The organism is Gordonia polyisoprenivorans (assembly GCF_017654315.1).
GTDB lineage: Bacteria > Actinomycetota > Actinomycetes > Mycobacteriales > Mycobacteriaceae > Gordonia > Gordonia polyisoprenivorans_A.
In genome coordinates this window covers 2,094,450-2,117,487 of the sequence record NZ_CP072203.1, presented here as the reverse complement: position 1 = coordinate 2,117,487, position 23,038 = coordinate 2,094,450, and the positions used below count along the sequence as shown (strand labels likewise).

Here is a 23,038-nt window from a genome sequence, read left to right as displayed (position 1 = left end):
CGCCGGGGAGTGGTCTCATTCCTCGAGCAGCCGACGCGGCCCGGGCCCCTGCCGGTGCAGTTCGTCGCCGGGATTGAGCAGATGGCACGCACTCAGCGACAGGCAACCACATCCGACGCACGAGCCGATCATGTCGCGCATCTTCTCCAGCAGTGCGATGCGGTGATCGAGGTCGTCGATCCAGCGTTTCGACGCCGCTTCCCACATGGCCGCCGACGGTGATTCGGAATCACCGAGTTCGCCGAGTACCTCGGCGATCACCGCGAGTGGGATCCCGGCGGTCTGGGAGGCCTTGATGAAAGCCACCCGGCGCAGCATCGCGCGGTGATAGCGACGCTGGTTGCCCGCGGTGCGGCGGGAGAAGATGAGACCTTGCTCCTCGTAGTACCGCACCGCGGACGTGGCGATTCCGGCTCGCAGGGCGAGCTCCCCGACGGAGAGCTCGATCTTCTTCAGGCCCATGGGAACCGATCATGCCCGACCGGGCGGCGATCCCCGCCGCAGCCGTGCCGGGCCGGCTCGGCTCAGCTGCGGACGACCATCACCGGCAGATGCGCCTGGTGCAGGATCTTCTGGCTGGTCGAGCCGAGGAGCAGGCCCTTGAATCCGCCGCGGCCACGACTACCGACGACGACGAGACCGGCGTTGTACTTCTCGGCCGCGGACAACACGGCCTTGCCCGGTTCTTCCGGCAGCACCTCGCGCACCACCTCGACGTCGGGGAACTCCTGGCTGTATCCGGCCAGGCGCTCGGCAAGGGCGGCGACGGCGTCCTGCGACATCCGCTCGACCTCGTCGGGGTCGATGCCGTAGCCGTGCAGCGCATCGGCATCGAGCGGGGTCCAGGTGTGCACCGCGATGAGCTTGGTGTTGCGCAACGACGCCTGGCGGAAGGCCTCCTTGACGGCGCTGTCGCTGACGGGTGTGTCGTCGATGCCGACGACGACCGGTGCACTCGGCTCCGACGGCCCGCAGACCACCACCACACGTCCGCGCGAGTGTGCGGCCACGGTGGTGCTCACCGATCCCAGGAACAGTCCCTTGATGCTGCCGAGCCCGCGGGTGCCGAGCACGATCGCGGCCTCGTCCTTGCCGAGTTCGAGCAGCACCCGTGCAGCGTCGCCGTCGACGATCGAGGCGTGGACCGTCAGATCCGGGGCGATGGCCTTGGCTACGTCCGCGGCGGCATGCACGGCGTCGGTGGCGTCCTGGCGGATCGCGTCGATGACATCCTGCGGGATGATCAGGCCGGGCGCGTAGTCGCTCGTGCTCGCGTCGTAGACCCCGACCAGCTTCAGCTCATGTCCTTCGAGGTGAGCGGCCGCGGCGGCCCACTTGACTGCATCGGTCGACGCTTCCGACCCGTCGACGCCGACGAGGATTGCGCTCATTGTCTAGTCATCTCCCTTTGTGGCGAACATCTGTGGACATACCTTCCACTGTTCATCCTGCCACGTCCGAACTCACCGGTAATGAGAAGAAAGTCCTGACCATCGCGGGTTTCGGTCCGCAGCGTAGGGTCGGAGATGACCGATTCACTCGCCGCACGAGCCGATGTCCGGAAGGTCGATGACGCCCGACGACACACCCCCACCACCCGGTTCTCCGCCACCGGATTCTCCCCCGCCCGGTCCTCCCCCGGGACCGGAGGCGCCGTCGCCCCTGCGTGCCGCCGTCACCTACGGGATCGTGGTCATCGGTCTCGGTCTGGCGACGCTGCTCGTCGCATTGGCGTCCTCGGGCGGACTGCGCACCGCACTCGTGGTCGCCGCACCCATCGTCGTCGGCGTCGGCGCCCTCGGCGGGCTGTGGCGGACCTACACCGTCTGGCGCGCGGGTGGGCGCTGGCAGGTGTGGCAGGGTGCGGCGTGGTTTCTGCTCGCCACCTTCGTGGTCTTCCTGTTCAACACGGCTCCCGCCCTGGTCGGCTGATCGGGCCACGCCCGATCGGTCCCCACACCGCCGGATCATCGCTGCGCCACCGGCTACACTCGTACCGCAATGGGCCAGGAGCGCAACGGGAGCGAGAACGTGACGCAGGGTGAGGTTGCGCCGGAGGGTGACGGCCCGGTCGCGTCGCCCGAACCCCGGACGCCGCCCGAGCCTGACCTCACCCAGCCGCAGGCACCGGCACACTACGGCCAGCTCAGCCCCGGAACGGTTTTCGCCGGCTACCGCATCGATCGGGTGCTGGGTCACGGCGGGATGGGCACCGTGTACGTGGCGGCGCATCCGCGTTTGCCGCGTCTGGACGTCCTCAAACTACTCAATCCGTCGTTCTCCAACGATCCGAGCTTTCGTGCCCGCTTCGAACGCGAAGCCGACCTCGCCGGCAGCCTCGAGCACCGCAACATCGTCTCGGTCTACGACCGTGGCGTCGAGAACGGCCAGCTGTGGATCGCGATGCGCTACGTCCGCGGCTACGACGCCGCATCGCTGATCCGTAGCCGCCCCGCGGGCATCGACCCGGCCTTCGCCGTGCACGTCATCTCCGAGATCGGGATCGCGCTCGATCACGCGCACCGCCGCGGGATGGTCCATCGCGACGTCAAGCCGGCCAACATCCTCATCGAGTCCGACGACGACGGCACCACCAGCGCGATCATGTTGACCGACTTCGGTATCGCGCGCGCCGTCGACGACGCCATGCATCTCACCGACACCGGGCTGACCGTCGCCTCGGTGCCCTACGCCTCCCCCGAGCAGTTGCACGGCTACGAGCTCGACGGGCGCGCCGACATCTACGCGCTCGCCTGCACCTTTGTCGAATTGCTCACCGGCGCACCACCGTTCCCGCGGGACAATCGACTTGCCGCGATGAGCGCGCACCTGCACGACACACCGCCATCGGTCCGTGAACGGGTGCCGACGCTGCCCCCGGAACTCGACACGGTCCTCGCGACCGCACTGGCCAAGGACCCCGTCGAGCGATACCGCACATGCGCGGAGTTCTGCTATGCCGCCGCCACCGCCGTCGGGGTGGCGCCGTCACCGAACTCGCCGCTGTCCTCGGGGATGCACACCGCCCTGATCACCGGGCAGACGTCGAATCCCGGTGCGCACACCGGCGCCCGGCGGGCGCCGACGTCGGTGTCCTCCGATCCGCGCTTCTCCGACCCGAGCCGGTCGGACCCACGGACCGGTGGAATGTCGGGCCGCGTGTTCTCCCCCGCCGGAAACCCGGACAGCGCAACCCAAGTGGTCCAGACCCGGGGCCGGCGCCCGGTCACGCCGCCACCCGCCGGGCGCGACGATCGTCGCAAGACGACGATCCTGGTGTCGCTGGCGACGGTACTCGCGCTGATCGGCGTGATCGCCGGCGCACTGGCCTACCTCGACCGTCCCGATACCGGAACATGGTCGGCGGCAAGTGATTCCATCGCCGAACAGTTCCCGCAGCTACTGCCCGCCGGACCGAAGGCGCAGGGCTTCGGCGACGCGACGTGTTCGGCCGCCACCGGCAACGGACTCGACGCGATCAGCTGCACCGCGTCCTCGGGGGTGCAGTACACGGTGTGGCACACCCCGACCGCCGAGGACCGCACCATCGTCGACGACCTCGTCGGCTCCCAGCCGGGCACTGCCCGGACGTGGTCGCAGGGCCCGGTCCGGGTGTCGCGCAACTCCGTCGCCAACGGGTGGGTGATCACCAACTTCAACGATTCCGCCCGCTCGCCGTACACGGTGGTGGCGACGTGGGCCGGGCACACCGGCGAGCAGGTCCTCGACGAGTGGTGGCGCAACGCGCCTTTCGGCTCGTAGGGCGGGGCCTGGCCTCCGTCCGGGCCGGTGGCCGACGCCGGTCAGGTGTGCGTGAGCCGGTCGATCCGTTCGGCCACCTCACCCGCGGTCGCCGGCCGCTCCCCGGACAGCGCAAGACAATTGGCGATCAGGGCGCGTTCGGCGCGTTCGAGGTTCTCCGAGAGCGCGGGCGGGGTGGACAAGGCGGCCCGGATCGCCAGCAACGGCTGAGCGTCGGGAACCTCGCCGTAGACGCCCTTGCCGGTCAGCGCGCGATGCAGAACCGCGCCGAGTGACCAGATGTCGGTGGCACGCGACGGCACATCACCGGCCAGCAACGCGGGATCCATGTACTGCACGGCGCCGGGCTGGGCGAAGCTGGTGATCGGTTCGTCGGCGGCGAGCACCCGGGCCAGGCCGAGGTCGGAGATCTTGCCGCCGTGCACCTTCGGGCCCTCGCCCCCGGTGAGCATCACACTCGACGGGGTGATGTTGGCGTGTGCGATCCCGGCCTCGTGCAACGCGTCGACACCACGGGCGGCGTCGGCGAGCGCGGCCAGCGCCACCTCCCGGGTGAGCGCCTCCGCGGGCGCCTGCAACGATCCGAGCGGAAAGAACTCCATCGCGTACATGAACTGGCCCTGCAACACCGCGTCGTACAGGGACGCGAGGTAGGGCGAGCGCACCGCGGCGAACGCCCGCAGCTCGCGTACCCCGCGCCGGTAGGCGTCGTCGCTGCACACCCCGCTGAACACCTTGAGCACCACGCGGTCGGTGGCGAGCCCGAGTCGTTGCGGCGGCACCGCGAGATAGAAGGTGCCGTTGCCGCCTTCACCGAGTCGGCGCAGCACGGTGAAATCCGCGAGCTGTTGTGGGACATCGACTTCTGCCATGTCAGTGCCTCTCCGAGGATGCGGTGGATGGTGGCGGCGATTGTGGGGACGGGGATTCTGGTGCCGGGGATCCTGGTGACGGCGAGTGCGGTGGTGTGGCCACGGCCGTCCCCGGCCCATGCCCGGCGAACCGGATCCCGATGCGTTCGGCGATCGACTGCTCGCTCGTGCCGGTGCGGTCGATCACGGTGTAGGCCGGGGCCATCGTGAGGGTGGCCGGTCCGGTGCCCGGCGTCGTGGTGTCCTCGGCGACGAGAACCAGCGTGCGGGGGATCACCAGCAGGTCGGCGTCACCGGTCACCGTCACGCGCACCCCGAGGTCGGAGACCGGCGCCAGGTCGGCGGCCAGGCGCCGGCGCGACGAGGAGGTGATCACCGTCAACGCGCCGCCGACCGGTTGGCACAGCGCGGCGGCCAACAGCACCGCGGTGCGCCCGGACCTGCTGTCGGTGACCGCGCAGACCAGGGGCACGGTCCCCGGTAGCGCACCGGCGGCCGGTGCCTCGTCGACGACGAGCACCGGTGCACTCGTGACCTCGGCGGCCATCTCGCGCCGGCTCGTGTCGACGACGACGACGTCGGCGGCACAGTTGGCGACCATCTCCTCCAGATCCGCACCGGGGTCGGAACTGAAGCGGCACAACACCGAGACCGAGCGGACGTCGTCGAGCCGGTTGCCCAGCGCGGTCAGTTTCTCCACCGCCGACGCCATCGCCGAGAGGTCGGGCACCAGCGGCACCCCGAGTTCCAGACGCTGTGTGGGGCCGACGCCGGGTAGGACGCCGGCGATCACGACGTCGGTGCCCGTCCCGGCGGCGAGCAGTCGGCGGTGCCGGGCGAGGAGTTCGCCGACCTCGGCATCGAGGTCGCCGAGCACGATCATGGTGCGCGAGGCCGTGCCCGCGGCCAGCGCCCGCCGCTCGGCGGCGGCGACGTCCCGGGCGATCACCGAGTCCGGGTAGATCACCCGCAGCAACGGCTCGGCGAGGATCGTGGTGACCAGGGCCATGACCACCATCATCGCGAACAGCTCGTCGGAGAGAACCCCGAGTTGCTTTCCGGCGCTGAGGATCACCAGCTCGGTCAGGCCACGGGTGTTCATCAGCACCGCGATCGCCGACGCCTGACGCGACGGTATCCGCGAGAGTCGCGCACCGGTGAAGGCCCCGGCGAACTTGCCGATGATCGCGACCGCGAGGACCGCGATCAGTTGCCACCACGCGTTGGGACCCATCCCCGCGAGGTTCACACCGAGTCCGGTGACCACGAAGAACATCGGCAGCAACAGCAGCACACTGACCTGCTCGAGGCGTTCGAGGATCTCGCGGGTCAGCGCTTCACCGCCCACCTTGGGCATGATCGCGCCGAACACGAAGGCGCCGAAGATCTGATGAATGCCGATGACATCGGTCGCCGCAGCCGAACAGAACAAGCCGATCAGGATGACGGCGAGTACGTCGGGCGTCATGCGCCCGGCCCGGTCACGCCAGGTGACGAGCTTGCGTAGCAGCGGCCGCACGATCAGGAACATCACGGCCACATAGGCCGCCGTCAGTCCGACGATGCGCGCGACTGCGAGTGGGCTGCCGCCGGAGATGACCGCGATGACGAAAGCCAATGCGGTCCAGGCGATGATGTCGTCGACGGCCGCGGCGGCGAGACTGAACACGCCCGGCGGCGTGCGCTGCATGCCCCGATCGGTGAGGATGCGGGCCAGCACGGGAAACGCCGTGATCGACATCGCGATGCCGAGGAACAAGGCCATCCCGGTCAGGCCGATCTCCTTGCCGCCCACCACATTGTTGGTCGGGTAGAGCACCACCGCGAGACCCACGCCGAGTGCGAACGGCACCACGATCGAGCACACCGAGATGGTCGCTGCCGCCCGTTCGCGTCCGGCGACCAATCGCATGTCGAGTTCGAGTCCGACGATGAACATGAACAGCACGAGCCCGATCTGGGCGAGCGCGCCGAGCAGCGGTTGCACCTCGGCGGGAAACAACGCCTCGGTCGGATTTCCGGGCAGCAGTCCGAGCAGGCTGGGGCCCAACGCGATTCCCGCCGCGATCTCTCCGACGACAGCGGGCTGCCGGAAGGCCTGCGCGATACGTCCGCCGATCCGCGCGGCGGCGATCACCACCGCCACGTCGATCAGCAGGAAGGCCACCGTGTGTGCGTCCATCAGTCCGACCCCGTCATCATTGTCGCCGCCCGGATCACGCCCGTGCGTGCGGGGACTCGAAGATGAAGTGCCGTCCCCCGATGCGCACATGCGACCCGGGTGTCAGCAGGTGGGGTTGGCGAGGCGTCAGCCGGATCTCCCGATTGCCCATCGCGGGATCGCTGACGTAGGTGCCGTTGGCCGAGCCGAGGTCGATCAGGTGCACATCCCACTCGACCAACCTGATCTCGATGTGCCTGCGGGAGAGCTGACCCGACTCGTCCTGCACCCGGATGGGCTTCGGCGCTCCGCGGCCGGGACGCGTCGGCGCTCCCGGCTCCCGTCCGATCACCAGGTCCTCGTCGAGCAGGTAGGTGGAGCCGTTGTCGAGTAACAACCACCCCAATGGCGGGCGTTCACCCTCGACGAGGATGCCGGTCAGCTGATCCATCCGAATGCCGCAGACCCCGCACAGCCAAGACCGCGGATGGTTCAGATGTCCACGACTACAACGGATTCCGTGGACGTGAGCGCGGGACTCGACGATCTTGACGACCTCGGTCGCAGGTTTCTGCTTTTCCTGCACCGGCAGCGGTTCACGTTGTTCGGGCACGGCATCCTGCAAGGAGTCGACCCGGAAATCGTGATTCGGCGCCGGCGCCGGTGGTGGCGCCGGTGGTGGCGCCGGGTCGCGGCGCGGCAACGGCTCACGCTGCTGTCCCGGCTCGCGCTGCTGTCCCGGCTCGCGCTGCTGTCCCGGCTCGCGCTGTCCCAGCTCACGCTGCTGGGCCGCGGGCTCGGGGCGATCGGCACGGGCGAGCCCGGGACGCGGCAGCTCGTCGGCGTCATCCGGGGCCAGCGAGGACGACCGGAACTCCCGGGGCGGCTCCGGGGTCTTGGCGATCGACACCGGTGGTGCGGCCTCACCCTGAGTGGGCTCGGGGTGATCGGGACCGGAATGGACAGAGTCGGAGGGTTCGGGAACCGGTTGTGGCGCTTCGTGTTCCGGCACAGGAGGCTGGGGTGCGGGCGGCTGGGGCACGGGGGGCTGGGATACGGGGGGCTGGGGTGTCACGGCGCGCGGCTCGGGGGCCGCCGAGCCGAGATCGAGAACCTCGGTGCCGCGCATACCCAGCGGTGTGTGCAACAGTGCACCGGCGGCCGGGACGAAACCCTCGACGAGATCGTAGGTTTCCTCACCGGGCTCGGCGGGAACGGCATCGTCGAGATACAGCCCGAGACCTTCGTACGGCCACGGGATTGCCCGGTCGAACGGCTCGGAACCCTCGGCACGCAGACGCCGACCGTCGGCCTCACCGAAGACCGCGCCGCTCAGATAGATTGCGATCCCGACACTGTCGGGGGCGGCGAACCCGATGTCGGCGACCTGGTCGAGATCGGCGGTCGCCGCGAGTTGTGCCACCGCCCGCACCACGTGGCGGCCGCGCCGCGGCATCCGGTCGGCGGTGGCCACCGCGTCCTCGATCGCGAGGATGTCGGGCAGCAGCGCACGCGCGTTGTCCCCGAGTACGCAGAGGAACGCGGGTTTGCGGATGACGATGCCCGATCCGGGTACCAATGTCACCAGTGGCGTCACATCCGGGCTCGGCACAGGAGCGCTCACACGAACCGCCCTCCCTGAAATCTCCAGTGCGGGAAGATCGCCCGCAACGGCCCGTTGAGGACCACCCACACGACCAGCCAGGTCGTCACGAACTGCAGCGCGTATGCACCGGCCGGGGGCGGGCCGAGATCGCCCGGGAAGATCGGCACGTACTGCACGACGAACCAGGCGACGATGCCCTCGTTGATGCCGGTGAGCAGCCCGAACAACGTCGGCCAGTCCTTCTCCCAACGGAATTGCTGCAGGAGGTGGTACAAGAACTCCCACGCGACCCCGAGTACGACGACCACCGCGAGCACGAGGAACGCCACCGCGTAGGTGTCGCCCAGCGGGGCGCCGTCGGGCAGGAACGGACCGATGATTAGCGTCCAGATCCCACCGACGATGCCCAGCACCAGGATTCGCGTCTGAATCCTTCCCCACAGGGTCGGCAACATGTCAGTCCACCCCCTTCCCGCGTACCCAGCGCCACCACTGCGCCGTCGAGCGCCAGGGCGACAGCCGCTTGCAGAAGCCCTGCTTCGCCAGGTCGTCGACGATCTCCAGCGCGGCGATCTGCAATCCGAGGAAGGTGTCGACGCCGGGGAAATAGCCTCCCAGAGTGGCCGACCCGGACGCGTAGATCCGGCCGTTGCCGTTGCGCGTACCGATCAATTCGAAGTTGCGGTCCACGTCCATCCGGCCGACCGGGTTGGTACCCGCGCCGGTGTGATCGAGCAGATCGGCGAGCAGCCGGTGTTCGCGCACGTCGGCTTCGAGCCCCGTGCAATCGATGACGTAGTCGGCGTACAGCTCGAAGGTCCCGTCGGGCCGGGCGTCCTGCTTGATCGAGGCGTGCGGGTCGACGCGAACCGTCGCCACCACGCCCTGTCCACCGGCGGCGGGCACCAGTGACTCCGCTTTGCCGACCGCCACCCGATACCAGCCTTCGCGGCGGCCACGCCGGAGCTGCTCCTGCCACGAGTCGCGCACCGGCGTGTTGGTGCCGCCCATCAGTTTGTACGCCTCGGCGCGTTCGTGCCCCTCGAGCTTGCGCATCCGCGCCTTGAGCTGGCCGCCCCACACCGACTTCGGATAGTTGAAGCCCTGATAGGCCCAGCCGTCTTTTCCCTTGCGCCGCATGAAGATGTGCGGGCCGTGCGCCTTGTCGACGTAGGTGCGGAACAGGTGCACGATCTGCGTCTGCAGACCGAGTGCGTCGCGGTCGTCGATCAACCGCTGCAATACCCGCGAGGCGACGATGCCTGCGCCGCGGATCATCACCGTTCCCGGCCTCCGCTGCAGCGCCTGGTAGATGTGCTCGTGCGGCTCATATGCATTGACGACCTTGCTCGCATCCCGATAGGTCTCCCGGAACGCCTGCAGGTCGGGCAGCAATTTGATGCCCGGATAGCCGATCGCGACGTGCACCCACTGACTCCGGAACGCGATTCGCTTCGTCGGCGCCCCCACACCCGCCTCGGGTCCACTCGGTGGCGTGAGGATCGTGAAGTATCCGCCGCCTGCACGGCGCCGGATCATCCGTACCTGGCCCTGTCGCAGGCAGTGCAGATATCCGATGCGATGGCATTCCTTCTCCATCGACTCGAAGGCGTGACCTGCCTTGGGTGTGTAGTAGTTGGCGAAGATCGGTTCGACGGCGACGTTCCAGAGCGGCTTGATCGACTTGGTCGCCCACGCCTCGCGGACCGCGTAGGACGGGAAGCCCCAGATGTTGTCCGGTGTGGACGCCGAGTCCGATCGCAGCCGCTCGCCACGCGGGATCTGCGAGACCCGCGTGAGGTATTCGTAGGAGTGCCATGGCACGTCCTGTGGGCCGAGGACGACGATCCGGTCCAGTGGCACGCCGCAGATCCGCAGGTAGTCGACGGTGACGAACGATCCGATCCCCGACCCCACGGTCACGAACGGCACGTCGACGACCGGGATTCCGGCCTGTTCGACCATGGCGTCGGTCCACACGTCGGTCTCGATCAGTTCCGGGGTGAGATCGCCACGCCCCGAGCGTGTTCGGCGTTCGGCGTCGCCGAGGCCCCGTGGGTCGGGACCCGGTGCCGGCGGACCTCCCGGGGCGGGCGGCGCGGGACGGGGTGGCACCGGACGGGGTTGGGCCGGACCGGGCCGGTAACGACCTGGCTGGGGTGCACCCGGGTGGCGGCCCGGTGGCGCGGGCCGAGGTGCGACACCCGGCGGCGGCGCGAGCGGGCCGGGGGCACCCGGCGCCGGAACGTGACGCGTCGGGTTCGCCGGCGGATGCACGCCGGGCTGATGCGGTGACCCTCCCGGCTGATGCGGGCCACGAGAACCAGGGCCCTGCACCGTCATCGCCGACTCCGCATTCGGCCGATGAGCAGATAGGCCAGGATCACTGCGGCACCGATGATCGCGATCACCGAGACGGCGATGAGGGCGGTCCGCGAGGTCGTCGATTCCTTCTGCGCCACCGGGATGACGTTCTGGGTCACGGTCGCCGGCGCCGACGAGGGTGCGGTGGTGCTCGGCAGCGGGATGACCTGCTGCGGAACCTCCTGCACCGTGGTGGGCGCCACCGTCGTCGACGGTGCCCGGCTCGGGGTGGACGGCGGCGTCGACGACGGCTCGGAGGGCGGCGTCGACGACACGGGCGGCTCGGAGGTGGTCGGCACCGTCGTCGTCTCCGAAGGCGTGTCCGAGGGCGTCGGATTCACGCTGCCGGACTCATCGACCACCGGCGTCGACGGCGCGACCGTGGGTTCGGCGAGCGCCGACGCGCCCGTCGCGAAGATCGCCACCAGCAACGCCGCCGTCACCAGCAGGGCCCGGACGGCATGGCCCCGGAAGGATCGGGCCGGTCGCGCGGGGCGCGGGAACGCCGGTCGCGCGGGGCGCGGGAACGCCGGTCGCGCGGGGCGCGGAAACATGGTGTCCTCCGGTGGGTTCGACTGCATGACGCAGCCACTCTAACCCGCGCCCGCCGGTGGTAGCGGCCTGAACCAACCGAACAGAGGACGACGCCGTCGCCGCTGGTGAGGGCCTATTCGGGTCCGGTAGCGGATGTACGCTTCGCCCGATTGGCCCGATCGCCGTATTTGCGGCGGAAACGCTCGACCCGGCCCTGCGTGTCGACGAGCCGATTCGCCCCGGTCCAGAAGGGGTGTGAGTCGCTGGTCACGTCGACGACCACCAGCGGGTAGGTGTTGCCGTCTGACCACTCGACGGTGGCCTCCGACGTGATCGTCGAGCGGGTGAGAAACGCGGTGCCGGTGGAGGCGTCGCGGAAGACGACCGGGTGGTAGTCGGGGTGGATTCCGGGTTTCATGGGTGGTCCTCTCGAGGGATGTCGGTGTGGTCGGCGAGTGCGGGGTCACCGAGGGTCAGGTCGTCGCACGGATCGGTGTGTTCGGTACCGAAGGGGTCGGGGAAATGCGCCCATGCCCGGGGGCCGGCGGCCATCTCGTGGTCGTCGAGGCGGGCGCCGTCGAGGGCGTGTCGGATGTGGTCGGGGTCGGCGCGATGGGTGATGACGACGAGTGCGCTGTGCCGGTCGCCGTGTTCGGGATGCCAGCGCAGTGCCGCCATCGCCCGGCGTTCCGGATCCTCTGCGGCCTGCTCGTCGGCGTCCATGGCGGCCAGCCACCGGCCGCCCTCGGCCACCTTCAGCGCCTCCCCCGCCGACTCCAACCAGAACGCCTGGTCGGGGCGGGTCGCCAGCCACAGTCGACCTCGGGCACAGACGACGCCGTCGAGGAGTGCGTCGAGCGCGTCGTGCAGCCGCTCGGGATGGAACGGACGATCGGCGTTGAATTCGACGATGCCGACCCCACATTCGTCGACCAGCGGAGGTTGGTGACGCAGCAGTGGATCGTGTGGGCCGTCGATCCGGCCGCGACGCGCATCCTCCGGGATCGCGCGCAGGAGTTGCATGACGGTGACCGCGGTCATGCGGCGCTGCGGCAGTTCCATGAGGATCGGTGCGCGCGGCGCCACCCTGCGCAGTACCGCCATCAGCCGGGCCGATTGCCACGCGTCGCGCATGACCGGGTCGGCGGCCTGGATGATCAACGCGTCGGCGAAGGCGACCTGACCGACCGCGAGCTGGGCCAGCGTGCGATCGTCGTCGTCGACCCCCATCCCCGCCTCGGCCAGGGTGACGTCGCCGGTGGCGTCCTCGAGCCATCCCATCTCCGAGACACAGGCGATGGTCGCGGAGATCTCGACATCGCGACCGGCCGGACCGTCGACGAAGCCGGGCATGTCGGCGACGATGACGTTGTCGATGGCCCAGCTCGGGGCTTCGGGCTCGACGAGTGGGTCGAGCCGCAGCACGATCTCGTCGACGGAATCGCGCTGATGCAACCGTCGCAGCAGCGGCAGCAGGTCCTCACGCAGCGTGCAGGAGACGCAGCCGTGCTCGAGGACGACCTCGGTGATCTGCTCGACAGCGCATCCGTCGGGGCTGACCGAGGTGACGGTGCGGATCACTCGACCCGAGGCGATGGCCCCGAGATCGTGGTGCACCACCACCGTGCCGACCATCACGAGTGCGTGGGCTGCACGCCCGACCGCGGCGGAGTCGAGCCCGGTGACGAGCGTGACCGGTGTCCGGCGGCGCGTCGGCTCGGGGACCCCGGGCAAGTGCGGGTCGATCTCGATCACCCCTTCCATTGTTGGCAACAATTTTCATTTACTGGGCTTTCACGGTAGCCTTCTGCGGGTTCTAACGCCAATCGTTTTCAATAAGGAGGTGTGCATGTCTGCGCGTTGCCAGGTCACCGGCGCAACACCCGGATTCGGCAAGTCGGTGTCGCACTCACACAAGCGGACCAATCGCCGCTGGAATCCCAACATCCAACGACGCCGGTTCTATCTACCGAGCGAGGACCGCCACGTCACGCTGCGGGTCAGTGCCCGCGGCATCAAGACCATCGATCGGCGCGGCATCGAGGCCGTCGTCGCCGAGATCCGCGCTCGCGGGGAGAAAATCTGATGGCACGCAACGAAATCCGCCCGATCGTCAAACTCCGCTCGACGGCCGGTACCGGATACACCTACGTGACCCGCAAGAACCGCCGCAACGATCCCGATCGCATGGTCCTCAAGAAATACGACCCGATCGTTCGACGGCACGTCGACTTCAAGGAGGACCGCTGATGGCCAAGAAATCGAAGATCATCAAGAACGAGAAGCGCAAGGAGATCGTCGCCCGCTACGCCGAACGGCGCGCGCACCTCAAACGCGTCATCGCCGATCCGACCGCGAGCCCACAGGAGCGTGACGACGCCCGTCGCCGCCTGCAGGCACTGCCCCGCGACGCCAGCCCGGTGCGCATCCGCAACCGCGACGCCGTCGACGGCCGTCCCCGGGGATACATCGGCAAGGCCGGCCTGTCCCGAGTCCGCTTCCGCGAGTTGGCACATCGCGGCGAGCTGCCGGGGATCGCCAAGTCCAGCTGGTGACCTCGCACACCGACACCGGCCCACACCTTCTACATCCGTCACCCTGAGGAGGACATCCATGCCCCCGTCGAACACCAAGCGCGGCAAGCGCCGCGACGAAACCCCGCAACGACCACGAAACAAGCTGACCGCCATGGGCATACACCCGACCGGTCGGGATCCGGTGGACTACAAGGACATCGAGACGCTCCGGCAGTTCATCTCCGATCGCGGCAAGATCCGGCCGCGCCGGGTCACCGGGCTGACGCCGCAGCAACAGCGCCAGGTCGCCACCGCGATCCGCAATGCCAGAGAAATGGCGTTGTTACCCTTCGACTCCCGACGCTGACGCCGGGTTCAGCCGCCCTGGAGCTCGAGGCTGATCTCCTCGGCGTCGAGCTGATTGAGGACTCGCGACAGCGCCGCCGAGGAATAACTGCCCTCGCGGCGCAAACTCAGCAGTCGCGCACGCTGGACCGCGATGATCTCCCGGCGCACCGCCCGCATCTGCGCGCGCTCGGCGAGGTTCAGGCCGTAGGTGGCGCCCGTCCCGATGGCGGGCCCACCGTCGCGGTTCCCACCCTCCCCACCCCCGTCGTTCATGTCCCCGTCATTCATGTCCCCGTCATTCATGTCCCCGTCATTCATGTCCCCGTCATTCATGTCCCCGTCGTTCATGTCCCCGTCGTCGCCACCGACGTCCTCGGCCTCACGAGTGGCCTGCTCGATACGCGCACGCAGCCAAGGGATCTCACGCACCATCTCCGATTGCGCCATCGCGGTCTGCATGGTGGCGTCCATCTCGGCGCGCAACCGCAGGCGTTCGGCCCGTTTGTCCTCGACGGTGTCGGGCAGTCGCAGTCTGCGGATCAGCCACGACAGCGTCCCGCCCTGGAGGAGCAAGGACGCGGCCGCCACCACGAACGCCGTCAGCACCAGTAGCGATCGGGAGTGGGTGTCGTCGGGCAGGGTTTGTGCGGCGGCGACGGTGACGACGCCGCGCAGTCCCGCCCACACCATGATGACGCCCTCCTTACGACCCAGCGGCGCGTCGTCGTAGTAGTCGATGTCGGCCAGCGCCCGGGTGATCCGCGCGTTGATCCGACCCGCGGTCTCCGGCGACATCGTCGTCGGCGCGATCTTGTCCGGGTCGGGGTGGCGACGGAGACGGAACCGGCGTCGCCACCGCGTGAAGCGTCGGCGGACCCGGGCGTCATCACGTCTCGACGTCCCGGCCGTGGCGGTCGCGGTGTAGTTCTCCAGAATCGGCCGCATCGCCTCGCCGCGTTGTCGACGCCGATCGACCCACCACACCAGCGGCACGATGTAGACGGCCCGGATCGCCAACGCCACCCCGAGAGCGGCCAGGCCGAGCCAGACTGCGTGCTGTACCCCGTTGTGTTCGTTGACGACGTCTCCCATGAGGCCGAACAACTCCAGGCCCATGAGGAAGAAGACGCCGCCCTCGGCGAGCATCGCGATCATGCGCCAGTTCTGGGTGTCGGAGATGCGGTGGCGTGGGGTGAGGAAACGCGCCGCCCCGGCGCCGGTGATCAGCCCGGCGGTGACGGCCGCGACCAATCCCGATGCACCCAGTTCCTCGGTGGGCAGATACGCCAGGAACGGGACGGTGAATGAGATCGCCGTATTGACGGCCGGGTCGTGGACCCGGGCCCGCACGCGCAGATTGAGCATCCCGATGACCGCGCCGATCGCCACAGCCACCACCACGGCGTACACGAAGTTGACCAGTACTCCCCAGAAGGAGATGGTCGCGGCCGTGGCGGCGATCGCGGCCCGCAACAGCACCAGCGAGGTGGCGTCGTTGAGCATGCTCTCGCCCTCGAGCACCGCGGTCACGCGCGAGGGCACCCCGAGTTTCTTGGCGATCGATGTGGCCACCGCGTCGGTGGGACTGACGATGGCCCCGAGCGCCACCCCGGTGGCCAATCCGATCCCGGGAACCACCGCCCAGAAGAAGAACCCGAGAGCCAGCGCGCTGACCAGCACGAGCAGCACCGACAGCGCGCTGATCGTCCCGAAGTCGCGTCGGAACTCCATCGCCGGCATCTGCACGGCTGCGGCGTAGAGCAGCGGCGGGAGCACGCCGACGAGAATCCACTCCGGGTCCAGGTGCAGGGCCGGGACGATCGGCATGATGCCGATGGCAGCACCGATCACCACCAGCGCCAGCGCCGCGGGCACGCGAATACGCGGAGCGAATTCGGTGACGGCAACGATGAGCAGAATCGCTCCGACGACGATCAGGATCTTCTCCATGCCCCACATCGTCTCCCGAGGGCCGGTGCTCGAGCCAGGCGGATTCCAACGGCGTCAGGGTCGAGCGGCGCAATACCGTACGGGCGTCCGGCAAACATGAGGACACCTGGCACACCGTCGACTGTGACATTGACTGTTGACACAAGAGGGTGGGCGCCCTTACCGTCAGTGACAACGATTGTTGTCGCATGACGCCCGACGCCACCGGCGTACGACGCCCCACCGATCTCGGAGGAGACCGACGATGACCCAGGCTCTCAAGTACGTCCCGGAACACGACAAGTCCGACGCCGACAACGACTACAACCAGGTCCTCGAAGACCTGTCGGCCGCGTCGGTGCATCGCAACTTCGACCCCTACCTCGACATCGACTGGGATGCCCCGGAGATGGCGGTCGTCGCGGATGATCCGCGGTGGATTCTGTCCTATGACGTCGATCCGATCGGACGCCACCCGTGGTATCAGGCGCTCCCGCAGGACAAGCAGATCGCGATCGGCATGTGGCGTCAGGCCAACGTGGCCAAGGTCGGGCTGCAGTTCGAGTCGATCCTGATCCGCGGTCTGATGCAGTACAGTTTCGCACTCGACAACGGCGACAAGCGGTTTCGCTACACCACGCACGAATCCAAGGAGGAGTGCAACCACACCCTGATGTTCCAGGAGCTGGTGAACCGCATCGGGATGGATGTTCCCGGGGCCAAGACCTTCTACCGCCGGATCTCGATGTTCGTCCCACTCGTGTCGACGATCTTCCCGACGGTCTTCTTCTTCGGCGTGCTCGGCGGTGAGGAGCCGATCGATCACCTGCAGAAGGACTTCCTGCGCACCACCGACAGCCTGCACCCGGCGATGGCCGCGGTGATGCAGTTGCACGTCGCCGAGGAGGCGCGCCACATCTCCTTCGCCCATCACCACCTGCGCGAGACGGTCCCGAAGAAGAACCGCTTCCAGCGCTTCGCGCTGTCGTTGGCACTGCCCATCGCCATGCGTCTGCTGCTGGGAGCGATCATGGTGCCCCCGCGCAGTTTCCGTCGCGAGTTCGACGTCCCGGACTCGGTGATGCGCGAGATCTTCTGGCGCTCACCGGAATCCAAGCGTGTGCGGCGCAACGTCTTCGGTGATGTCCGGATGCTCGGCGAACAGTGCGGCCTGATGAATCCGGCCTCCCGCACGTTGTGGCGCGCGCTCGGCATCTCGGGTCGCTCATCGCGGTTCCGCAGCGAACCGGTCTACACCGCGCCCTGATCGCCCCGGTCCTCGGTCGCCCGTCCCTCGGTCGCCGCTCACCGGCGTAGCAAGCGTCCGGTCCCTTCCGTCGAAGCAAGAGATCGCTCATCCCATGCCCCATGTAGTCACCCAGGCTTGCTGCGGCGACGCGTCGTGTGTGTACGCGTGCCCGGTGAACTGTATCCATCCGACCCCCGACGAACCCGATTTCGGTATCGCCGAGATGCTCTACATCGACCCCAACACCTGCGTCGATTGCGGAGCCTGCGTCACCGCGTGCCCGGTCGGCGCGATCACGGCGTCGCATCGTCTCACCGACGGCCAGGAGCGGTTCATCGACATCAACGCGTCGATGTACGCCGGCACCGTTTCGGGTGCCGCGGGCTCGCGGATCGGACTGACCGAGGCCCGCTTCCCGGTCGATCCGGGCCGACGCCTGCCGCTCGCGCCGATCAGCCACCCCGACGCGCTCGACGTGGCCGGCAAGGTGTCGGTCGGCATCGTCGGATCGGGGCCGTCGGCGATGTACGCCGCCGACGATCTGCTGCGGTATCCGCAGGTGAGCGTCACGATGTACGAGCGGCTCGATCGGCCGTTCGGACTGGCGCGCTTCGGCGTGGCCCCCGACCACGAGTCCACGCGCTCGGTCATGCGCCTGTTCGACGACATCGCGGGCCATCCGCGTCTGGAGATCCGGCTGAACACCGAGATCGGCCGCGACCTCACCCTCGACGAGCTGCGAGCCCGGCACACCGCGGTGATCTGGGCGGGCGGCGCGCCCACCGATCGCCGTCTGCAGATCGCCGGTGCCGACGCCCGTGGCGTGACCAGCGCGACCTCCTTCGTCGGGTGGTACAACGACCATCCCGATTTCGCCGACCTCGACGTCGACCTGTCGTCTCCCGAGGTCGCGATCATCGGCACCGGCAATGTCGCGCTCGATGTCGCGCGCATCCTGGTTCGTGATCCCGACGACCTCGCCGCCACCTCCATCGCACCCCGTGCGCTCGCTGCGCTGCGGTCGTCTGCGGTGCGCAGGGTGACGGTCATGGGCCGTCGCGGCGCCGAACACGCGGCGTTCACCCTGCCCGAACTCGTCGGGCTCGTCGACGGCGGCATCCCGGTGACCATCGACGCCGACGAAGTCCCCGACCCGTCGTCGACGACCGATCCGACCGCTCGCGCCAAACTCGAGGTGCTCGGCGAGATCGCCGCCCGCCCGACCCCGACGGTTTCGCACATCCGTTTCGCATTCGGCCGGGCGCCGCGCGAGATCCGTGTCGTCGACGGCCGCGCGACCGGGGTCGTCACCGACCGCCCCGACGGCGCCGCCGGCGAGGTCGTCGACGCCGGGCTGGTGCTGACGTCGATCGGGTACCGGGGCCGCCCCGTCCCCGGACTGCCCTTCGATGACGCCGCGGGTGTGGTGCCTCATTCCGGGGGACGTGTCATCGCCGACTCGTCGACCGGCGAGGCGATGCGCGGCATGTACGTCACGGGGTGGATCAAACGTGGGCCGTCGGGGTTCATCGGCACCAACAAGACCGACTCCGCGGAGACGGTCGGGTCACTCGTCGACGACCTCGAAAGCGGCGTGCTCACCCCCGCGGGAAGCTCGCGGCGACGAATTTTATCCCGACTCGGCCGCGGGTGATCCCCACGAATTTGTGGACAGCTCTCACGATTTCGTGGATGGTCTGTCCCGCAAACCGGGAACGATCACGATTTGGCGTCCTTTGACTCCTGCCTGTGAATCGCCTGCTGCGCAGGGCCCCAGCGCCGAGTAACGTCGTCGGCGCGAATGGGGGTGAGCATGCCCGGAACGATCTCTCGTTTCGACTACATCGACGCGGCACGAACCATAGGCGAGCGATTCGCCGGACTCGTGCGTGACGTCGACACCCCTGATACGCGCGTCGAGTCCCGGCGAGGATGGTCGCTGGCCGACTGCGTCGGCCACATCGCCTGCGAACCCTCCCGCTACCTCGACCTGGTACACGGCAAAGACGAATGGCCATGTCATCCAAGCTTTTTGACCGACATCTACGCCAAGCAGATCGCCAACCTCCCCACCCGTGACACGTGCGCGCTGAGCGAGCGCTTCCTCGCCGATCTCAACGACCTGCTCGACACCGTCTCGCACTTCGGGGCCCGCGTGCCGATGATGCGCATCGGCGGCCGTCAGCGCGTGCGCTCGGACACCGCGCTGGGAATCCTCATCGGAGAAATGGCCGTGCGGGGTCGGGACATCGCGCGCGCCGTCGGCGAGCAGTGGGACATCGACCCGGCGATCGCGCCACTGGTGACACGAGGCGGCCATCAACTGCTGCGCCCGTGGGCCGACTCACATTCCTGCTGCGGCCACAACGCCACCTACGACATCCGCATCCGCCGCACCTCCGAGCGGATCATCTATCGGTTCGTCGACGGCCGTCTGGAGATCGACCCCACCGACCCGCCGCATCCCGATGTCTTCATCAGCATCGACGCGGAGACCGTCGTCCTCGCCGCGCACGGCCGATTCTCGCCCGGGTCGGCGTTGTTGGGCGGCCGTGCCTTCGCCTGGGGCGCCAAGCCGTGGCTGGCGCTCGGACTCAACCGGCGACTCGCCGCAGCGCGCAGTCACACGATGACGTCCTGACTTCTACAGCGATTCGCTGACGAGCACCGCCGCGGTGCCCGGCTCGAGCGCGTCGAAGATGTGCTCCACGTCGCCCGGGTAACCGATGTAGTCGCCGGGTGCGAGCTCGACGGGGTTCTCGGTCGGCCCGATCAGCGCCCGGCCGGCGCTGAGCACCACATGCTCGACGACGCCGCGGGCGTGCGGGGCCGACCGTCGCGGCGCACCCGGTTCGGCCCGGATCAGGTAGATGTCACGACGCGAACCGGGCGGGGCCGCCGACAGCAGTGTCGTCAGATAGTCGGCGTCGGCGGCCGCGATGACCGGCCCCTCCCCCGCGCGCACCACCTCGACCCTGCGTTCGGGGGCGTCGAGCAGTGCCGAGAACTGGATTCCCAGTGCGGTACTGAGCGCCCACATCGTCTCCACGCTCGGGTTCCCGACGCCGGATTCGAGCTGGGACAAGGTGGACTTGCTGACCCCGGCCTGACGCGCGAGCTCGCCGAGCGACAGGCCCGCGCGGGTGCGCTCGCGCTTGAGTCCGGCGGCGACGAGCTTCTTCGGATCGACCGACGCCGCGGCACCCGCCGACCCGTCGTTCGCTTCGTCGAACGATCGTTCTTCTTGACGTACGACAGCCATGTGTTCATCATAGTGGCCATGCGTTCGCCAGACAGTACGACTCTCACGGCCGGGAGGCCTCGCCGGCCATGGCGGGACCTGGACAACGCCACCATCCGCGCCGTCACGGTGATGTGCCTGTCGGTGATGGTGATCGGCATGTCCTACGGAGTCTCCGGACACAGCGCCGGACTCGCATGGTGGCAACTGGTGATCATCGCGACCGTCGTCCTGGCCGGGTCGTCGGAGTTCGTCTTCGTCGCCGTCCTCGCCGCAGGCGGCGCCCCGCTGCTCGGCGCCGCCGCCGGGCTACTCGTGAACACCCGCAACCTCGGGTACGGCCTGGCCGTCGGTCGCCACCTCGACCGCGGGATTCCGATGCTCGTCGGCGCACATCTCATCAACGACGAGACCGCCGCCCTGGCCACCGCCGAGACCGACCGCCGACGTGGGCGTGCGGTGTTCTTCCTCTGCGGCACAGGCATTCTCGTATGCTGGCCGCTCGGTGCGGCGTTGGGTGCCGCGCTCGGGTCACTCGTCGCCTCTCCCGATTCGCTCGGGCTCGACGCGGCGTTCCCCGCCCTGTTGGCCGCACTGGCACTACCCGCTCTGCGTGATCGGGCGACACTGGCGGCGGCGCTCATCGGTGGCGCCGCGGCACTGGCGGTGACGCCGTTCGTGCCGCCCGGGCTGCCCGTGCTCGTCGCACTGGTCGGGGTGCTGGCGACCGTCCGGCATCATTCCCGAAAGCCGGCAACCGCGGCCGCGGACGAATGCCTCGAGGCCGGCGCATCATGAGTCACTCCATCGGAATCATCGTCGGCGTGGCGGTTCTCGCGATCGGCACCTACCTGCTGCGCATCGCCGGCCCGGCCTTGCGTACCCGGATACAGGTGTCGGCGCGCACCGCCGCCCTCCTGGACCGCGCCGCCGTCGTGCTGCTGGTGTCGGTGGCCCTCACCGGAGCCCTGTACTCCGGCCACGAGGTCATCGGGTGGGCCCGTCCTGCCGGAGTGGCCGTCGGAGTCGTTGCCGCACTGTGTAAAGCGCCGATCGTGGTCGTCGTGATACTCGCCGCCGCGAGCGCCGCGGGACTGCGCGCGCTCGGTATCGCGTGATGCGCGGCTAGAACGCGCTTCCCGTGATCGGCGCGGCCCGGTCACAGGGCACCGGTTGCGGGTGAGGCGGGTCGAGCGCATTCAGAACGAAATACGCCGCCCGACGCGAACCGGCGAGACCCGCATGCTCGGTGTAGTCGACCGAACACCCTTGTTGCACAACGATGTTGTGGACGTTCGCACCACCGGGAAGCTGTCCGGACGTGTACGGGACGACGAGTTCGTCGTAGCGGGTGCTGATGTTGGTGTAGGTGATGTTCGGCAGGTACACGCCGCCGGCGCGCAACTTGGTCAGAAACGGTGACGTCGGATCGAATTGGGCGCAGGCCTGACACAGCGGGAATTGTGCGTCGGTCAACCCGAGTCCACGCAGCAAGGGCATCAGCACGGCGGCGCCGCCGACGTTGGTGCCCTGCCACAGCGGCGCCAGTGAGACGTACTTGTCGATCTTGTTCGCTCCGCCGAGGAATTTGGCGTAGTAGTCCGGGATCACGGTGCCCTGGGAGTGGCCGACGATGTCGACCTTGCGGGCCCCGGTGGCGGCGAGGACCTTGTCGACGAAGGTGGCGAGCTGCGCCGCACTGGACTCCATCGGCTTCATGCCACCCACCGCGCTGACCGGCCACGGCGCTCCGTCGATCACCCCGTAGGTCAGTGCGAAGACGCAGTACCCCCGGTTCTTGAGCAACGGCACATAGGTACCCCAGTTGGTTTGCTGTGAGCCACCCGTTCCGTGCACGAGCACCACCGGCTCCGGATGCGCCGTCGACGGCTTGCACCCGAAGTCATTGGAGCCGGGCAGGGAGCCGCCCGGATGGGCGAGTTCGTCGGGGATGCCGCCCAGAAAGTTGTAGGTCACCGGCAGATCGGCCCGGGCGATTCCGCCACCCGAGCCGATGAGCAGTGTGACTGCGGCGGCGAGCACACCGATGACGACGACGATCCCCCGGAACCTCATGGAGGCAACCTAGCAAGCGCTTGGGTGATGGATTCGATGTTCGCCGAAATCGGCGATGGGATCCCCGGGCCGTCGGCTACCGATCCGCGATCAGGTCGGCGAGCGCCTCGGGGACGATGCACAGGGTGTCAGCGATCTTCTGAACCGTCGCCGCGTCATCGATTGCGCCGGTCAGGACGCCGCGCGCCTCGTCGACGTCCACTCCGGACTCGTCGGCGACAGCTTCGAACGTGGGGTCGATGCCGACGTCGCCGAACATCGATTCGAACTTCGCGGGAACGCGAGTTGCAGTCATGGCGAAAGCGTACGCGGGCCCTCCGATGTCAGGTATCGGCGGAAAGTATGAGACCCTGGTTACGGGTCGTCGCATCGACGGCCCA

Annotated in this window: 25 protein-coding genes; 11 read left to right on the top strand and 14 right to left on the bottom strand. The window is 68.6% G+C overall.

The genetic code is table 11. The features are described from left to right. Positions 1 to 15: 15 nt before the first annotated feature. Together soxR and J6U32_RS09445 are read right to left on the bottom strand one after the other, a co-directional pair. Entirely contained in the window at positions 16 to 462 is a 447-nt protein-coding gene (gene soxR, locus J6U32_RS09450; RefSeq protein WP_208794972.1) for a redox-sensitive transcriptional activator SoxR, read from the bottom strand. Between the two features lie 62 nt (positions 463 to 524). Beyond that, positions 525 to 1,391, bottom strand: coding sequence for a universal stress protein (locus J6U32_RS09445; RefSeq protein ID WP_208794970.1), 867 nt, complete (start codon positions 1,389 to 1,391; stop codon positions 525 to 527). Between the two features lie 178 nt (positions 1,392 to 1,569). Here J6U32_RS09445 and J6U32_RS09440 point away from each other — a divergent pair, with 178 nt between their 5' ends. Together J6U32_RS09440 and J6U32_RS09435 are read left to right on the top strand one after the other, a co-directional pair. After that, complete coding sequence (locus J6U32_RS09440; RefSeq protein WP_208794967.1) at positions 1,570 to 1,932, top strand: hypothetical protein; 363 nt, start codon at positions 1,570 to 1,572, stop codon at positions 1,930 to 1,932. 69 nt (positions 1,933 to 2,001) lie between these two features. Then, positions 2,002 to 3,762, top strand: coding sequence for a serine/threonine-protein kinase (locus tag J6U32_RS09435; protein WP_208794965.1), 1,761 nt, complete (start codon positions 2,002 to 2,004; stop codon positions 3,760 to 3,762). A 41-nt stretch (positions 3,763 to 3,803) separates the two neighbouring features. Here J6U32_RS09435 and J6U32_RS09430 read toward each other — a convergent pair whose 3' ends face one another. From J6U32_RS09430 to mrf, 8 genes are all read right to left on the bottom strand, one after another. Continuing rightward, entirely contained in the window at positions 3,804 to 4,634 is an 831-nt protein-coding gene (locus J6U32_RS09430) for a protein kinase domain-containing protein (RefSeq protein ID WP_208794963.1), read from the bottom strand. Between the two features lies 1 nt (position 4,635). Continuing rightward, entirely contained in the window at positions 4,636 to 6,816 is a 2,181-nt protein-coding gene (locus tag J6U32_RS09425; RefSeq protein ID WP_208794962.1) for a cation:proton antiporter, read from the bottom strand. Between the two features lie 34 nt (positions 6,817 to 6,850). After that, complete coding sequence (locus J6U32_RS09420) at positions 6,851 to 8,419, bottom strand: FHA domain-containing protein (protein WP_208794961.1); 1,569 nt, start codon at positions 8,417 to 8,419, stop codon at positions 6,851 to 6,853. After that, positions 8,416 to 8,856, bottom strand: a complete 441-nt coding sequence (locus J6U32_RS09415; protein ID WP_208794960.1) for a hypothetical protein — start codon at positions 8,854 to 8,856, stop codon at positions 8,416 to 8,418. The genes J6U32_RS09420 and J6U32_RS09415 overlap by 4 nt, the downstream gene beginning before the upstream one ends. Position 8,857: 1 nt before the next feature. Continuing rightward, positions 8,858 to 10,744: a hypothetical protein gene (locus J6U32_RS09410; protein WP_244332754.1), complete on the bottom strand. Its 1,887-nt coding sequence runs from the start codon at positions 10,742 to 10,744 to the stop codon at positions 8,858 to 8,860. Continuing rightward, entirely contained in the window at positions 10,741 to 11,346 is a 606-nt protein-coding gene (locus J6U32_RS09405; protein ID WP_208794958.1) for a hypothetical protein, read from the bottom strand. The genes J6U32_RS09410 and J6U32_RS09405 overlap by 4 nt, the downstream gene beginning before the upstream one ends. 86 nt (positions 11,347 to 11,432) lie before the next feature. Then, positions 11,433 to 11,717 carry a type B 50S ribosomal protein L31 gene (locus J6U32_RS09400; protein WP_208794957.1) on the bottom strand — a complete coding sequence of 95 codons (285 nt, stop codon included), beginning with the start codon at positions 11,715 to 11,717 and terminating at the stop codon, positions 11,433 to 11,435. After that, entirely contained in the window at positions 11,714 to 13,063 is a 1,350-nt protein-coding gene (gene mrf / locus J6U32_RS09395; RefSeq protein ID WP_432276988.1) for a ribosome hibernation factor-recruiting GTPase MRF, read from the bottom strand. The genes J6U32_RS09400 and mrf overlap by 4 nt, the downstream gene beginning before the upstream one ends. An 85-nt stretch (positions 13,064 to 13,148) precedes the next feature. Between mrf and rpmB the strand changes: the two genes are divergently transcribed. The 4 genes from rpmB to rpsR are packed head-to-tail and all read left to right on the top strand — an operon-like array spanning position 13,149 to position 14,182. Then, entirely contained in the window at positions 13,149 to 13,385 is a 237-nt protein-coding gene (gene rpmB / locus J6U32_RS09390; RefSeq protein WP_020172065.1) for a 50S ribosomal protein L28, read from the top strand. After that, positions 13,385 to 13,549 (top strand): 50S ribosomal protein L33, encoded by a 165-nt coding sequence (gene rpmG / locus J6U32_RS09385; RefSeq protein ID WP_006369586.1) that lies wholly within the window; start codon positions 13,385 to 13,387, stop codon positions 13,547 to 13,549. The genes rpmB and rpmG overlap by 1 nt, the downstream gene beginning before the upstream one ends. Further along, positions 13,549 to 13,854, top strand: coding sequence for a 30S ribosomal protein S14 (gene rpsN / locus J6U32_RS09380; RefSeq protein WP_208794954.1), 306 nt, complete (start codon positions 13,549 to 13,551; stop codon positions 13,852 to 13,854). Before rpmG ends, rpsN begins: the two co-directional genes overlap by 1 nt. 58 nt (positions 13,855 to 13,912) lie before the next feature. After that, on the top strand, positions 13,913 to 14,182 hold the full coding sequence (rpsR, locus tag J6U32_RS09375; RefSeq protein ID WP_208794952.1) for a 30S ribosomal protein S18: 270 nt from the start codon (positions 13,913 to 13,915) through the stop codon (positions 14,180 to 14,182). Positions 14,183 to 14,190: 8 nt separating this feature from the next. Here the strand turns inward: rpsR and J6U32_RS09370 are convergent, their stop codons facing one another. Next, entirely contained in the window at positions 14,191 to 16,113 is a 1,923-nt protein-coding gene (locus J6U32_RS09370; protein WP_208794950.1) for a cation:proton antiporter, read from the bottom strand. Between the two features lie 244 nt (positions 16,114 to 16,357). Between J6U32_RS09370 and J6U32_RS09365 the strand changes: the two genes are divergently transcribed. From J6U32_RS09365 to J6U32_RS09355, 3 genes are all read left to right on the top strand, one after another. Beyond that, a complete protein-coding gene (locus J6U32_RS09365; RefSeq protein ID WP_208794948.1) occupies positions 16,358 to 17,359 on the top strand; it encodes an AurF N-oxygenase family protein in 1,002 nt (333 codons plus the stop codon). 94 nt (positions 17,360 to 17,453) lie between these two features. Further along, the gene (locus J6U32_RS09360) at positions 17,454 to 18,995 is read left to right on the top strand and encodes a 4Fe-4S binding protein (RefSeq protein WP_208794946.1); all 1,542 of its coding nucleotides are present in this window, start codon (positions 17,454 to 17,456) and stop codon (positions 18,993 to 18,995) included. Positions 18,996 to 19,154: 159 nt separating this feature from the next. Next, complete coding sequence (locus J6U32_RS09355; protein ID WP_244332753.1) at positions 19,155 to 19,982, top strand: maleylpyruvate isomerase N-terminal domain-containing protein; 828 nt, start codon at positions 19,155 to 19,157, stop codon at positions 19,980 to 19,982. 3 nt (positions 19,983 to 19,985) lie between these two features. Here J6U32_RS09355 and J6U32_RS09350 read toward each other — a convergent pair whose 3' ends face one another. Next, a complete protein-coding gene (locus tag J6U32_RS09350) occupies positions 19,986 to 20,603 on the bottom strand; it encodes a helix-turn-helix domain-containing protein (RefSeq protein WP_208794942.1) in 618 nt (205 codons plus the stop codon). Positions 20,604 to 20,621: 18 nt separating this feature from the next. On the opposite strand from J6U32_RS09350, the gene J6U32_RS09345 reads away from it, so the two are divergent. Together J6U32_RS09345 and J6U32_RS09340 are read left to right on the top strand one after the other, a co-directional pair. After that, complete coding sequence (locus J6U32_RS09345) at positions 20,622 to 21,380, top strand: AzlC family ABC transporter permease (protein ID WP_208794940.1); 759 nt, start codon at positions 20,622 to 20,624, stop codon at positions 21,378 to 21,380. Then, complete coding sequence (locus J6U32_RS09340; RefSeq protein WP_208794938.1) at positions 21,377 to 21,700, top strand: AzlD domain-containing protein; 324 nt, start codon at positions 21,377 to 21,379, stop codon at positions 21,698 to 21,700. Before J6U32_RS09345 ends, J6U32_RS09340 begins: the two co-directional genes overlap by 4 nt. A gap of 7 nt (positions 21,701 to 21,707) precedes the next feature. On the opposite strand, the gene J6U32_RS09335 is transcribed toward J6U32_RS09340, so the two are convergent. Together J6U32_RS09335 and J6U32_RS09330 are read right to left on the bottom strand one after the other, a co-directional pair. After that, a complete protein-coding gene (locus tag J6U32_RS09335; RefSeq protein WP_208794936.1) occupies positions 21,708 to 22,658 on the bottom strand; it encodes an esterase/lipase family protein in 951 nt (316 codons plus the stop codon). 76 nt (positions 22,659 to 22,734) lie between these two features. After that, the gene (locus J6U32_RS09330) at positions 22,735 to 22,953 is read right to left on the bottom strand and encodes a hypothetical protein (RefSeq protein WP_208794934.1); all 219 of its coding nucleotides are present in this window, start codon (positions 22,951 to 22,953) and stop codon (positions 22,735 to 22,737) included. Positions 22,954 to 23,038: the final 85 nt, after the last annotated feature.

Coding starts and splice junctions, on each gene's coding strand:
- J6U32_RS09405 (WP_208794958.1), bottom strand. CDS start 11,346: ATGCAGTCGAACCCACCGGAGGACACCATGTTTCCGCGCCCCGCGCGA.
- J6U32_RS09350 (WP_208794942.1), bottom strand. CDS start 20,603: ATGGCTGTCGTACGTCAAGAAGAACGATCGTTCGACGAAGCGAACGAC.
- rpsN (WP_208794954.1), top strand. CDS start 13,549: ATGGCCAAGAAATCGAAGATCATCAAGAACGAGAAGCGCAAGGAGATC.
- J6U32_RS09400 (WP_208794957.1), bottom strand. CDS start 11,717: ATGAAACCCGGAATCCACCCCGACTACCACCCGGTCGTCTTCCGCGAC.
- J6U32_RS09345 (WP_208794940.1), top strand. CDS start 20,622: ATGCGTTCGCCAGACAGTACGACTCTCACGGCCGGGAGGCCTCGCCGG.
- rpmB (WP_020172065.1), top strand. CDS start 13,149: ATGTCTGCGCGTTGCCAGGTCACCGGCGCAACACCCGGATTCGGCAAG.
- J6U32_RS09340 (WP_208794938.1), top strand. CDS start 21,377: ATGAGTCACTCCATCGGAATCATCGTCGGCGTGGCGGTTCTCGCGATC.
- rpmG (WP_006369586.1), top strand. CDS start 13,385: ATGGCACGCAACGAAATCCGCCCGATCGTCAAACTCCGCTCGACGGCC.
- J6U32_RS09355 (WP_244332753.1), top strand. CDS start 19,155: ATGCCCGGAACGATCTCTCGTTTCGACTACATCGACGCGGCACGAACC.
- mrf (WP_432276988.1), bottom strand. CDS start 13,063: ATGGAAGGGGTGATCGAGATCGACCCGCACTTGCCCGGGGTCCCCGAG.
- J6U32_RS09435 (WP_208794965.1), top strand. CDS start 2,002: ATGGGCCAGGAGCGCAACGGGAGCGAGAACGTGACGCAGGGTGAGGTT.
- J6U32_RS09335 (WP_208794936.1), bottom strand. CDS start 22,658: ATGAGGTTCCGGGGGATCGTCGTCGTCATCGGTGTGCTCGCCGCCGCA.
- J6U32_RS09410 (WP_244332754.1), bottom strand. CDS start 10,744: ATGACGGTGCAGGGCCCTGGTTCTCGTGGCCCGCATCAGCCGGGAGGG.
- J6U32_RS09440 (WP_208794967.1), top strand. CDS start 1,570: ATGACGCCCGACGACACACCCCCACCACCCGGTTCTCCGCCACCGGAT.
- J6U32_RS09360 (WP_208794946.1), top strand. CDS start 17,454: ATGCCCCATGTAGTCACCCAGGCTTGCTGCGGCGACGCGTCGTGTGTG.
- J6U32_RS09330 (WP_208794934.1), bottom strand. CDS start 22,953: ATGACTGCAACTCGCGTTCCCGCGAAGTTCGAATCGATGTTCGGCGAC.
- J6U32_RS09415 (WP_208794960.1), bottom strand. CDS start 8,856: ATGTTGCCGACCCTGTGGGGAAGGATTCAGACGCGAATCCTGGTGCTG.
- J6U32_RS09445 (WP_208794970.1), bottom strand. CDS start 1,391: ATGAGCGCAATCCTCGTCGGCGTCGACGGGTCGGAAGCGTCGACCGAT.
- J6U32_RS09430 (WP_208794963.1), bottom strand. CDS start 4,634: ATGGCAGAAGTCGATGTCCCACAACAGCTCGCGGATTTCACCGTGCTG.
- rpsR (WP_208794952.1), top strand. CDS start 13,913: ATGCCCCCGTCGAACACCAAGCGCGGCAAGCGCCGCGACGAAACCCCG.
- J6U32_RS09365 (WP_208794948.1), top strand. CDS start 16,358: ATGACCCAGGCTCTCAAGTACGTCCCGGAACACGACAAGTCCGACGCC.
- J6U32_RS09425 (WP_208794962.1), bottom strand. CDS start 6,816: ATGGACGCACACACGGTGGCCTTCCTGCTGATCGACGTGGCGGTGGTG.
- J6U32_RS09370 (WP_208794950.1), bottom strand. CDS start 16,113: ATGGAGAAGATCCTGATCGTCGTCGGAGCGATTCTGCTCATCGTTGCC.
- soxR (WP_208794972.1), bottom strand. CDS start 462: ATGGGCCTGAAGAAGATCGAGCTCTCCGTCGGGGAGCTCGCCCTGCGA.